Origin of the sequence: Cloacibacillus sp. (assembly GCA_036655895.1) — a bacterium.
Lineage (GTDB): Bacteria > Synergistota > Synergistia > Synergistales > Synergistaceae > JAVVPF01.
Map to the genome: position 1 here is coordinate 22,478 of JAVVPF010000032.1, position 11,455 is coordinate 33,932.

Sequence of the window (11,455 nt, forward strand, 5' to 3'; positions counted from 1 at the left end):
TGCTTAGAAGCCCTTCGCTCCGATAACTTCGTCGGCGCTTGCTATGAAATATTCTATATCGGCCTCTGTGTGCGCCGCCGAGATGAAGAGCGCCTCAAACTGCGACGGGGCCATCAGTATGCCGCGTTCAGCCATGCCGCGCCAGAAGCGCGCGTAGCGTTCCGTGTCGCTCTTTGAGGCGTCGTCGTAGTTCATAACGGGGCCCTCGGTGAAGAAGACGGTGGAGAGCGACCCCTCTCCCTGTACGCAGGCGGGGAGGCCCTGTTTTTCAAATATGAGGCGCAGCCCTTTGCGCAGACGTTCGCCGCGCACCTCAAGCTCTCCGTAGATGAGAGGATTCTCGCGCAGCGCGGAGAGCGCGGCAAGCCCCGCCGCCATTGCGACGGGATTTCCAGAGAGCGTGCCCGCTTGGTATACGGGGCCGATCGGCGCCACCATCGACATTACGTCGCGGCGTCCGCCGTAGGCGCCGACCGGCAGGCCGCCGCCGATTATTTTTCCGAAGGTCCACATATCCGGCGTAATGCCGAAATAGGCGGAGGCGCAGTGTATCGAAAGACGGAAGCCCGTTATTACTTCGTCGAAGATAAGAAGCGCGCCGTCCTCTTTCGTGACACGGCGCAGCCCTTCAAGGAAGCCTTCCGCCGGAGGCACTACGCCCATGTTCGCGCCGATCGGCTCCACGATGACGGCCGCTATCTCGCCTTTGTGCGCCGCAAATATCGCCTTTACCGCGTCAAGATCGTTGTAGCGGCAGGTGAGCGTCGCCGCCGCCGTTTCCGCGGGCACGCCCGCGCTGTCCGGCTGCCCCGCCGTGGCGAGGCCGGAGCCGGCCTTGACCAGCATCGCGTCGGAATGGCCGTGGTAGCAGCCCTCGAACTTTAATATGAGGCTGCGCCCGGTGAAGCCGCGCGCGGCGCGGAGTGCGGAGAGCACCGCCTCGGTGCCGGAGGAGACCATTCGCACCATCTCCACTCCGTCCACCAGCTCCGTTATCAGCTGAGCCATCTCAACCTCTCTCGGCGTGGGAAGGCCGAAGCTGGTGCCCTCTTTTGCCGCCTCGCATACTGCGTCTATGACGGGCGGGTATGCGTGCCCCAAAATTAGCGGCCCCCATGAGCCTATGTAGTCCGTATATTTTTTGCCTTGGGCGTCCCAGATGCAGGCGCCTTCTCCGCGCACGGCGAATATCGGCGTCTGTCCCACCTTTTGGAAGGCGCGTACAGGGCTGTTGACGCCGCCGGGGATGACAAGCTGCGCCTCTTCAAATAATTTTTCGTTTATATTTAAATTTTCCATTACAGTTCCCCCGCTTTCATCATCCGCGCAAGCTCCGGCGCGAAATAGGTGACGATTATGTCCGCGCCTCCGCGCGCAAGGCATATCGCGGACTCGGCTATGACGCGTTTTTCGTCGATCCAGCCGTTCTGCGCAGCGGCCTTTATCATCGAATATTCGCCGCTTACGCAGTACGCGCCGACCGGAACGCAGCTTGCCTCTTTTACCGCGCGCAGCACGTCGAGGTAGGGGAGGCCGGGCTTGACCATTATCATGTCCGCGCCCTCCTCGATGTCAAGCAGCGCCTCGCGAACGCCCTCGCGCACGTTGCGCGGGTCCATCTGATAGCTCTTGCGGTCGCCGAAGGACGGCGCGGAGCCGGCCGCTTCGCGGAACGGCCCGTAGAAGGCGGAGGCGTATTTTACGGCATAGGAGAAGATTATCGTATCCTCCATACCCGCGCCGTCGAGCTTCGCGCGTATCGCGGCGACGCGCCCGTCCATCATGTCGGAGGGGGCCACCATGTCGGCTCCAGCCTGCGCCTGCGCAAGCGCCGTCTTTGCAAGCAGTTCGAGCGTCGGGTCGTTGTCCACCGTCTCGCCCTTCAGCAGTCCGCAATGGCCGTGCGAGGTGTATTCGCAGAGGCAGACGTCGCCTATGAAGCACATGTCGGGAAATTCTTTTTTGCCGACGCGGAGCGCCTGCTGTATGACGCCGTTTTCGCTGTAGGCCTCGCTGCCGCAGGCGTCTTTGTGCTCGGGGATGCCAAAGAGCAGCACTGAGTTTACGCCCGAGGCGCGGGCCGCCTCTAGCAGCCGCGGGAAGGTGTCGGGGCTGCACCGCATCTGCCCGGGCATTGCCGGTATCTCTTCCATGATGCCGCGGCCTTCGCGGATGAATATCGGATAGACCAGCATCGAGGGCGAAAGGCGCGTTTCCGCCGCCATGTCGCGTATTATTTTGTTTTCACGAAGTCTCCTTGGACGTACTATCATCTTTTATCTTCCTCCAGAGTTTTTACAAGGCTTTCCAGCGTCGCCTGGGGCGCCGTTATTATTCTTTTGAATCCGAGGCGCGCCGCCTCCGCCGCGGTCTGTTCGCCGATGCAGCAGGCGCATTCTATTTCAAGCGACGGGACGGCGGCGCAGAAGGCGCGCACGGTGGACGCGCTTGTGAAGATGGCGGTGTCAGCCCTATGCGGCGCGGCGTCCGGGCTTTCGTATATTGTTTCATAAAGAGGTATCTCTGAAAAGAGCGCGCCATATTCTTCAAGCACGGCGGTCAGTTCGCGCGAGCCCTCTTTTGCGCGGAGCATAAGGATAGGATTTCCCGCCGCAAGCTCCGCTACGCCGCGCGCCATGTGCGCGCCGTCGTAGATTTCCGGCATGTAATCGACGACAAGGCCGCGCGCGGAAAGCGCCTTCGCCGTGGCTGGGCCTATTGCCGCAATTTTTGCGCAGCCGATGGAGCGGATGTCGCGCCCCTCTTCCGCAAGCAGCTCAAAGAAGGCCTCTGCGCCCGTGACGCTGGTAAAGCCAAGCCACGCGAAGTCCCGAAGCTGCGGCAGCGAGGCCGGGATGCGCCTTGTGCTGATGCAGGGCATCTCTATCACCTCGGCGCCGCGCTGCCGCAGCATCGCGGAGAGCCGTCCCGCGCGTTCCCTTGGACGGGTCACTATCACTTTGCGCCCCGCAAGCGGCAGAAAACGCTTCCACGCGAATTTTTCAGCAAGGGCGCAGACATCGCCTACTATGATTATCGAAGGCGACTTTAATTTTTTTTCGGCGCATTCGCTGGGAAGGTCGGCGAGCGTGCCCTCTATGAGACGCTGTGCTGCGGTGCTTGCGTTTTCCACCGCGGAGGCCGGCGTCTTGTCTGACATTCCGGCGCATGTGAGCGCGGCGCAGATATCCTTCACGGACGACGCTCCCATGAGGAAGATCAGGGTGCCGCCGAGCTTCGCAAGCGCTTCATAGTCGAGCTTTGCAATGCCGCCCTCTTTTGTGTGCGCTGTGATGATGTGTACGGAGCGCGCGAGGCCCCTGTGCGTCGCGGGAATGCCGGCGCAGGCGGCGCCGGCCAGCGCGGAGGTGACGCCCGGCACTACTTCGAAGGGGATGCCCGCCTCTATCAGCGCCTCTATCTCTTCGCCGCCGCGGCCGAAGATGAACGGGTCGCCGCCTTTTAAACGCGCCACGCGCAGGCCTTTCTTAGCCTCGCGCACCAGTATTTTTTCTATCTCAGCCTGAGGGACGGACTCTCCTCCGCCAGTTTTGCCGACATTTATCTTTTCGGCGCGCGCCGGCATCATCGCAAGCACGCCGTCGCCGACGAGCCTGTCGTAGACGACGCAGTCGGCGGCTTCAAGCAGTTCGAGGCCGCGCAGCGTAAAGAGTCCCGGGTCGCCGGGGCCGGCGCCTATCAGCGCGACATGTCCGTTACCGTGCATCTCTTTCAGCTCCTTTTAGAAGTCTTTCGGCAAGCTCCCTGCCGAGTTCTCTATTTTTTTCGGCATCTCCGCTGATGCTGTCGCGGCGTATGACGCCGCGGCTTTCGTCCGCGTAGAAGCCCAATATGTTTATCGTATCTCCCACGACGCGCGCGTATGCGCCTACGGGCGCGGTGCATCCGCCGCCAAGCGCCGCGGAGAAGGCGCGCTCCGCCTCGGCGCAGAGCCGCCCGTAGCGGTCGCGGAAGCCCTCCAGATAGTGATAATCTTCGCGCGCACGCCCCTGACAGGCAAGTATGCCCTGTCCCGGCGCCGGCACCATCTCTTCCGGCTCAAAGTAGCGGCTGACGCGAGCCTCCATGCCGAGCCTTTTGAGGCCGGCGGCGGCCAGCACCAGCGCGTCATATTCGCCGCAGTCGAGCTTGCGCAGGCGCGTGTTTATGTTTCCGCGCACCGGTTCTATGCGCGCCGTTGGATAAAGCGCGGAGAGCTGCACGCGCCGGCGGGCCGACGAGCAGCCTATCCGCGGCTCCGGTGCAAGCTCCACATGGCCTGACGGCAGCACCATCGCGTCGCGGGGGTCTTCGCGCTTTGAATAGGCGATGAGCGGCAGCTCCGCGTTCGCGTTGACCGGCATGTCCTTCAAGCTGTGCACCGCGACGTCTATCGCGCCGGAAAGCAGCGCCTCTTCAAGCTCCTGCGTGAAAAGCCCCTTTATCCCGAATTTGTCGCTCGCCTCGGAGAAGGGTTTCATGTTTTTGTCGCCGGTGGTCTCCATCGGCACAAGCTCCGTCTCAAACTCCGGAGAGCAGGCCGCGACCGAATCCATCACTATTTTCGTCTGCGCAAGCGCAAGGTCGCTTTTTCTGCTGCCGAAGCGTATTTGTCTGCCGCAGTTTTCGATGTTGTTTTCTTCTTTTATCTCTTTACTCATCGCAGAGACCCCCGGAATTTTTATCCTTTTGTTCGTCTATCTTTTCAAGTTCCCGCCGTTCCTCGCTCACCCAGCTCTCCCAAACAGCGCGAAGCCGCCCGGCCAGCCGGTGCGTCAGCGCGGGAGAAAGCGCGCCCGCCGACACGGAGGCGGAGACCTCGCCCACATTTACAAGAGAGGGGAAATAGAAGCTGCACAGCGCCGCATCGTCCGCCGCGCTTACGGGAATGCCGCGCCTGCGCGCCTCGTCCGCCGCCGTTTTGTTTACCTCGGCGTCGTTCGTCGCAGCCGCCACAAGCACAGCGCCGTCCAAGTCCGACGGTTCAAATTTTTTCTTTATCAGAGTGCATCCAAGCTCTTTTATCTCCGAGCAGAAGTCTGGGCTTATGACATACACGGAAGCTCCGCAGCGGCGCAGCGTCTTTGCGCGCCGCGCCGCTATCGCGCCTCCGCCTACGACGACGGCGCGCCGTCCCTCTATGTCCGTCAGCATCGGAAAGAGCGGGGGCCGAGAGACGCCAAGATTACGCCGCGCCCAAAGCAGCGCCCTAGCCGCGGAGGCGCCCTCCGTCTCATGCGGGCGTTCTATCAGCACTACGCGCGCGCCGCAGTTTGCCGCGGCGGCAAGTTTTTCTTCCGTTCCGCCCGCCGCCCCGCCGTCCTTCGTGACGAGCCAGCGCGCGCCGGACAGACGCAGCATCTCTTCGTTCATGCGGAGGCTGAAGGGCCCCTGCATGGCGATGAGGTGTCCTGCGTCAAAACCGCACTCCGCGCATTTTTGTATGACGAGCGCGTCGGGCAGCACGCGCGCAAAGAGCCGTTTGCGGTCCGTTACGGAGGCGAAGGCCTCTATTTCTTTGCTGCCGGTCGTGATAAGCACGTTTCCGCGTTCGCCCTCAATGAAGGCGGCGGCCTCCGCCGCGCTTTTTACGCGCACCGCGTCGTCCGGCGCCGGCGTCTCGTTCCTGCGCACGCGCAGAAGAGGCAGTCCCGCGGCGTTTGCCGCATGTTTTATATTTTCGCTCGCTTCGCGCGCGTAGGGGTGCGTCGCGTCTATCACGCAGGCGACCTCGTTTTCTTTCATAAAACGCTCCATTTCGGCCGCGTCCATGCGTCCAGTTTTCACCTCTACGCCGGGTGCGCCGCGCACCAGCTCCGCGCCGTAGTCCGAGGCGGCGCAGTATATGACGGGCAGCCCGTAGCGGGTCAGTTCTCGCGCCTCAGTCGTGCCGCCGAAGAGCAGAAGCCGTCTAGTCATTTCTGTAGCCGCGCGGGGTCACCATTTTTCCGGCTATAAGCTTCGTTGAGGAATTGCCGACGATGACCGTGCAGAACATATCTATTGGAGCGTCCTTTAATTTGCCGAGCTCTGTTATTTCGCGGCTTTCTTCGCTGCGGCCCGCGTTGCGCACCCAGCCCGCTACGCGCGAGGCGGGGAGCTGTTCCATCAGTATGGCCGCGGCGCGCGCAAGGTGGTCGGGGCGTCCGTGGCTCGCCGGGTTGTATATGCAGATGACGAAGTCGGCGGAGGCCGCCGCGCGCAGACGTTTTTCTATCAGTTCCCACGGAGTGAGCAGGTCGCTCAGGCTTATTACGGCGAAGTCGTGCATCAGAGGCGCGCCAAGTATCGAACCCGCAGAGGCGGCAGCCGTGATGCCGGGTACGATCTCGACCTCTGTACGGCCGTCCGCCACTTCGAGCATTATTCCGGCCATGCCGTAGACGCCGGGGTCGCCGCTTGAGACGATGCCTACCGTTTTGCCGCTCAAGGCAAGCGCAAGCGCCTCTTCGCAGCGCGCGCGCTCGCTCTTCATCGGAGAGGCGGCAAGCTCTTTGCGCCCTTTGAATATCGGCTCGATGAGCGCTATGTAGGCCTTGTAGCCGATTATTATATCGCAGCGCTCAAGCGCCTCCATCGCGCGCAAAGTCGTCTGATCTGGGCCTCCGGGGCCAAGCCCTACGACGTATATCATCTCTGCGCCGCCTTCGCCAGCGCGTGATAGCATTCTTTCGCCATGTCTATATCTACCCTTTCTTTTAACGTAAAGAGAAGTTTGTTCATCATCTTTCTTGACGCGGCGCGCACCTTGTCGCTTTCGCCGCACTGCGCGCAGCCCAGTTCGCCCGCCAGCTCGCGTTCGGCGAAGGCGCAGACGTCCTCTATATAGGGCATACATTCGTGTATCTGACGCCATTCTTCAAAGCCCTTTATCTGTTCCGCAAGCAGCCCGCGGATCTCTTTCATAAAGCCGTCGGAAAGCGCGCTCTGACCGAGGCCGTCCATGTCGACGAGCGTCACCGAGGGGCGCTTTGCGAAGGCCGGTTCTATATCGCGCGGCACTGCGAGATCTACCAGCATCCGGCGTTTTCCGTCGTCTGGAAATTCCGAAGGCGACAGCACGAAGTGCGGGCTTGCAGTGGCGCAGACGACGAGGCTGCTTTGGGACATGACGGAGTACCTGTCGTCGTATGAGACAAGCTCCACACCGGAGGGAGGGAGCGCTCCGTCCTTTCTGCGCCTGCGCTGCGTCATGCGCACAAGGGCGCCGCGGTCGCGCAGAAGCTGCGCCGCGAGCATTCCCATCTCGCCGCTGCCCACGATGAGCGCGCCTACGCTGCGCAGCGTGCCGAAAAATTCCTGCGCCGCGCCGCAGGCGGCCTCAGCCGCTGAGCTTTCGTGAGGCAGTTCCTTGTATTTCGTGCGTATCTCCTTGCCGGCGCTTATGGCGCGCTGGAAGAGCTGCGCAAGGACGGGGCCGCAGGCCTTTTCCGCGCGCGAGGCGGCAAGCGCCTCCTTCATCTGCCCCAGTATCTGATCTTCAAGCGGTATCTGCGAATGAAGGCCCGCCGCTATCTCAAAGACGCGGCGCACCGCCTCCGCGCCGCGGCAAGTGAAAAACTTTCCACACCCGCGCGCGCGGTGCAGCATCTCTTGCGGCTCTTCGCCGGAGAGGACGACAAGCTCCGTTCTGTTGCAGGTGGTGATGAGGACGGCCTCTTGGGAGCACTCCGCCGCCTCGCGCAGAAAGCAGGCGCGTTCGCTCTGCGTGAAGGTGAATTTCCCCCTCACGTCAAGCGCCGCGCTTTTGTGGTCCAGCCCTGCTATCTTAATTTCCATCTCTATTTCTCCTCATTCTTGCAAGCGCGAATGTTACGCCGGGATATTTTGTCTTGAGGCGCACCATATAGCCGCCCTCCGAGGCGGCAAGCGCCGCGCGTTCGCAGACGTTGTCCGCGCCCACCGCCGCCATTGCCGCGGGCGACGGAGTGAAGCTGCCGGGCAGCGCCATCAGCGTATCTGCGCTGTAGCTCTTAAACGGCACGCCGCATCTTTTTGCAAGCTCCGCTATGGCGGGCTCGTCTTTTTTTGCCTCTATTGAGGCAACAGCCGCTATCGAGAGCGGTGAAAAGCCGCTTTCTTTCATAAAGTCGTCAAAATACGCGGCAAGCTCCGCGGCAGGTTTGTTCTTTGTGCAGCCGACGCCTATCGTCAGCACCTTTGGACGCAGCCAGAGCGTCACGGGATAGGGCGCGGGCTGGTTCTCGTCCGTGACGGCCACTCCTACGCGCTCGCCGGAAAGCAGCGCCGCCGCCGTCTCCTTCGCCGCCGCGAGGTTTTCTATGCGGCAGTCGTTTTTCACCGCCCATGAGTCGGGCGGCGTGATGCCGTTTATGTCCGTCGCCGTGGTGATGACGGCGCGCGCGCCTATAGTTTCCGCGACGAGGCGCGCAAGGTCGTTCGCGCCTCCGATGTGGCCCGAAAGCAGCGAGACGGCGTTGTTTCCAAGCTCGTCCACGACGACTACGGCAGGGTCGCTCGTCTTGTATTTTATGTAAGGCGCTATTGCGCGCACGGCGATGCCGCAGGAGCCTACGAAGACTATCGCCTCCGCATCGAGAAAGCGCGCGCCCGTCCACTCCGAAAGAGCGGGCGAAATTGGCGCTACGGCGCCTCCCGCGTAGCGCGCGGAGGCCCAGGCCGCGCCGCCCAACGCCCGCGCGATTTTTTCCGCGAGTTTCGCCCCGCGTTTGGAGAAGGCGGCCGCGTGCAGTTTCATTTTATTCCGAGGCCTTTCTGAAGCCGTGCGAGAATTTCGCGTCGTAGAGCTTTGAGAGCTCGTATTCGTCGCCGAGGAAATCCCCGACCAGCACGAGCGCCGTGTTTTTTATGCCGGCGTCGGCCGCGGCGCGCGGAAGTTCCGCAAGCGTCGTGCGAAAGACCTTTTGCTCCGGCCACGAGGCCTTGTAGACGAGCGCCGTCTTTGTGTCGGGTAAGTAGCCTCCAGCTATAAGTTCGTCGCGCAGCCCTTCAAGCAGGCCCGTGGAGAGAAATAGCACCATTGAGGCGTGGTGCTGCGCAAGCAGCCGTATCTTTTCGCGCTCCGGCACCGGCGTGCGCCCCTCCATGCGCGAGATTATTACCGTCTGGCTGACGCCGGGCAGAGTGTATTCCGCTTCCGCGGCGGCGGCCGCCGCACAGAAGGAGCTGACGCCCGGCGTTATGTCGTAGGGGATGTCGAGCGCGTTGAGCCTGTCCATCTGCTCGCGTATCGCGCCGTATATGGAGGGGTCTCCCGTGTGCAGGCGCACCGCGTCGGCTCCCGATTCGTGCGCCTCGCGCAGTTTTTCTATGACCGACTCAAGCGTCATAGAGGCGCTGTCGCAGATGATGCAGCCGGGTTTTGCGCGTTTTAAAAGTTCGGGGTTGACCAGCGAGCCGGCGTAGATTATCATGCCCGCCTCTTCCAAAAGCCGCGCGCCGCGCAGCGTGATGAGGTCAGGCGCTCCGGGCCCCGCTCCGACAAAATGTATCATTTTAATTTCCTCCTTCGGCTGCCGTCTCCGCGGTGAAGATCACGACGGGGTTTTGCGCCGACCATATTTTTGTATTTCCAACGGTCTTGATTCTGCTGACCGCGACCTGCGCGCCGTCAAAATTTTCAAAGGCGGAGGCCGAAAGCAGCTCCGTGCAGGCGGCTACGGTCTTGAGCGCGACGGCGGAGACTACGACGCGTATGCCGCCGCCAAGCGCCGCTATCTGTTCAAGTATCGCGGCAAGCTCGCTTCCGCTGCCGCCGATAAAGACGACGTCGGGGCGCGGCAGCGACGAAAGCGCGGCAAGCGCCGTGCTTTCTGTTACGGTCACGTTGTGCAGGCGGAACTTTTGTGCGTTCTGCCGGATAAGCTCCGCCGCCTCGGAGTTTGCCTCCACGGCGCAGACTTTGCGGCAGAGCTGCGCCGCCGCTATTGAGACGGAGCCTGTGCCCGCGCCTATGTCCCAGACGACGCTTTCAGGCGAAAGGCGCATCTTTTCGATTATTACCGCGCGCACCTCTTCCCGCGTCATTGGCGCCGCGCCTCGTATGAAATCTTCGTCGTGCGGCAGAGGCGGTGCTTTTTTTGTGAAGTCCTCGTTTATGACGAGCACGATGGAAAGCGGATCAAAGAGGCATTCCGCAAGGAACGACGCGCAGCCCCGGCTGAAAACCTCTTCCTCCGCGCCAAGCCGTTCTCCGACGAACACCTCGGCGTCGGAGAAGCCGCCCTCCGAAAGAAGCCGGCAGAGCCACGCCGGGTCGTGCGACGCGTCGCAGAAGAAGACGACGGAACGGTTGTGCTCCACGGCCGCTAGTATGCGCTCCGCCTCTATATGCCGCCCGTGGCCGGAGAGAATGACTGCGTCCTGCCACGTTTCACAGGCCCTCGCGCAGAGCGCCTGCAAAGAGCTGATGCCGGGCAGCGCTGCTATCTCGTGGCCGGGGAAATTTTTCTGTATCAGCGGCAGCAGGCTGTAAAGCCCAGTGTCTCCGGAGACGACGACGGCCGCGTCGCCCAGCGCAAGCTCCTTGCGGAGCTTTGCGAAACATTCTTTGAAATCGGTCATTTCTATTATATTTGCGTGTCCCCGCACAAGATGCAGATGGCGCGGCGCGCAGGCGACGGCGCGCGCGCCCTCTATCGCCGCGCTCACCTCCGGCGTCACCTGCGCCGGGTCGCCAGTGCCCGCTCCGCATACGAACAATTTGTTCATCTCACTCATTCTGTCCGCCTCCGTCTATATGTGGCTGTCGTCGTTTATCCGCCGCGCAAGCACTGCCGCGCCGTCCGTCGCGCCGAGTATCCGCGCGTCGTTGTCTATGTAGGCCGCCTCCACGCGAAGGTCGCCGAAAGAGCGCGCCTCGCATCGCCGCGCTGCAATATCGGCAAGCACGGGCCACAGGCCGGTAAATTCGCTTTCGTCAATGAGGCGCATCGCCTCTTCGATCGTCGTGCAGTCATAAAGCGTTTTTACAAATCCGCACGGCGCGCCGCAGATGGCGGCCTGTGTACAGAGCGCCTCTTTTGCGCCTCCGCCCGTGCGGTTGTGTGTGTTAAAGGAACCGGCGGCCGCTTTGAGCAGTTTGCCGGGGTGTCCGCCTATGAGCAGCTCCTTTATTCCAAGCCGCGCGCATTCGTCAAGCGCAAAACCCAGGTAGTTGCCGCACTGCACGACGGCGCGGTTGTGGACGCCGTAGGCTTCGCGCAGCGTCTTTTCGCCTGTGCCGGCAAAGCAGAGCGCAAGCGCCGCGCGCCCTTGTGCCGCGTGAGTGTTTATTTCAAGCGTCAGCGATTCAAGCAGCGACGCTTCGTTCATCGGCTTCACGCGCCCGCTGGTCCCAAGTATCGAGATGCCGCCCACTATGCCGAGCCTTGGGTTGAAGGTGCGTTTTGCTACCCTTTCGCCGTCCGGCGCGGATATTGTGACGCGCGCGGCGCGCGCGCCTATCACCTCGCGCAGCGCGCGTTCTATCATC

Annotated in this window: 11 protein-coding genes; all 11 read right to left on the reverse strand. The window is 62.1% G+C overall.

The annotated features are described in order from the left end of the window. Positions 1–3: 3 nt before the first annotated feature. Positions 4–1,299, reverse strand: coding sequence for a glutamate-1-semialdehyde 2,1-aminomutase (gene hemL, locus RRY12_10280; GenBank protein ID MEG2185055.1), 1,296 nt, complete (start codon positions 1,297–1,299; stop codon positions 4–6). Further along, a complete protein-coding gene (gene hemB / locus RRY12_10285) occupies positions 1,299–2,273 on the reverse strand; it encodes a porphobilinogen synthase (protein ID MEG2185056.1) in 975 nt (324 codons plus the stop codon). Before hemB ends, hemL begins: the two co-directional genes overlap by 1 nt. Further along, positions 2,270–3,727, reverse strand: coding sequence for a uroporphyrinogen-III C-methyltransferase (cobA, locus tag RRY12_10290; protein MEG2185057.1), 1,458 nt, complete (start codon positions 3,725–3,727; stop codon positions 2,270–2,272). Before cobA ends, hemB begins: the two co-directional genes overlap by 4 nt. Continuing rightward, entirely contained in the window at positions 3,717–4,661 is a 945-nt protein-coding gene (hemC, locus tag RRY12_10295) for a hydroxymethylbilane synthase (GenBank protein MEG2185058.1), read from the reverse strand. Before hemC ends, cobA begins: the two co-directional genes overlap by 11 nt. Further along, positions 4,654–5,919 carry a precorrin-6A reductase gene (gene cobK / locus RRY12_10300; protein MEG2185059.1) on the reverse strand — a complete coding sequence of 422 codons (1,266 nt, stop codon included), beginning with the start codon at positions 5,917–5,919 and terminating at the stop codon, positions 4,654–4,656. The genes hemC and cobK overlap by 8 nt, the downstream gene beginning before the upstream one ends. Beyond that, positions 5,912–6,634, reverse strand: a complete 723-nt coding sequence (gene cobJ, locus RRY12_10305) for a precorrin-3B C(17)-methyltransferase (protein MEG2185060.1) — start codon at positions 6,632–6,634, stop codon at positions 5,912–5,914. Before cobJ ends, cobK begins: the two co-directional genes overlap by 8 nt. Next, on the reverse strand, positions 6,631–7,779 hold the full coding sequence (locus RRY12_10310) for a hypothetical protein (GenBank protein MEG2185061.1): 1,149 nt from the start codon (positions 7,777–7,779) through the stop codon (positions 6,631–6,633). The genes cobJ and RRY12_10310 overlap by 4 nt, the downstream gene beginning before the upstream one ends. Continuing rightward, on the reverse strand, positions 7,769–8,719 hold the full coding sequence (locus RRY12_10315; protein MEG2185062.1) for a cobalamin biosynthesis protein: 951 nt from the start codon (positions 8,717–8,719) through the stop codon (positions 7,769–7,771). Before RRY12_10315 ends, RRY12_10310 begins: the two co-directional genes overlap by 11 nt. A gap of 1 nt (position 8,720) precedes the next feature. Continuing rightward, positions 8,721–9,476: a precorrin-4 C(11)-methyltransferase gene (cobM, locus tag RRY12_10320; protein MEG2185063.1), complete on the reverse strand. Its 756-nt coding sequence runs from the start codon at positions 9,474–9,476 to the stop codon at positions 8,721–8,723. Between the two features lies 1 nt (position 9,477). Continuing rightward, positions 9,478–10,701 (reverse strand): precorrin-6y C5,15-methyltransferase (decarboxylating) subunit CbiE, encoded by a 1,224-nt coding sequence (cbiE, locus tag RRY12_10325; protein ID MEG2185064.1) that lies wholly within the window; start codon positions 10,699–10,701, stop codon positions 9,478–9,480. A gap of 15 nt (positions 10,702–10,716) precedes the next feature. Next, the coding region (cbiD, locus tag RRY12_10330) for a cobalt-precorrin-5B (C(1))-methyltransferase CbiD (protein ID MEG2185065.1) at positions 10,717–11,455 on the reverse strand (739 nt) is incomplete at its 5' end.

Coding starts and splice junctions, on each gene's coding strand:
- hemL (MEG2185055.1), bottom strand. CDS start 1,299: ATGGAAAATTTAAATATAAACGAAAAATTATTTGAAGAGGCGCAGCTT.
- cobJ (MEG2185060.1), bottom strand. CDS start 6,634: ATGATATACGTCGTAGGGCTTGGCCCCGGAGGCCCAGATCAGACGACT.
- cbiE (MEG2185064.1), bottom strand. CDS start 10,701: ATGAGTGAGATGAACAAATTGTTCGTATGCGGAGCGGGCACTGGCGAC.
- cobA (MEG2185057.1), bottom strand. CDS start 3,727: ATGCACGGTAACGGACATGTCGCGCTGATAGGCGCCGGCCCCGGCGAC.
- cobK (MEG2185059.1), bottom strand. CDS start 5,919: ATGACTAGACGGCTTCTGCTCTTCGGCGGCACGACTGAGGCGCGAGAA.
- RRY12_10310 (MEG2185061.1), bottom strand. CDS start 7,779: ATGGAAATTAAGATAGCAGGGCTGGACCACAAAAGCGCGGCGCTTGAC.
- RRY12_10315 (MEG2185062.1), bottom strand. CDS start 8,719: ATGAAACTGCACGCGGCCGCCTTCTCCAAACGCGGGGCGAAACTCGCG.
- hemB (MEG2185056.1), bottom strand. CDS start 2,273: ATGATAGTACGTCCAAGGAGACTTCGTGAAAACAAAATAATACGCGAC.
- hemC (MEG2185058.1), bottom strand. CDS start 4,661: ATGAGTAAAGAGATAAAAGAAGAAAACAACATCGAAAACTGCGGCAGA.
- cobM (MEG2185063.1), bottom strand. CDS start 9,476: ATGATACATTTTGTCGGAGCGGGGCCCGGAGCGCCTGACCTCATCACG.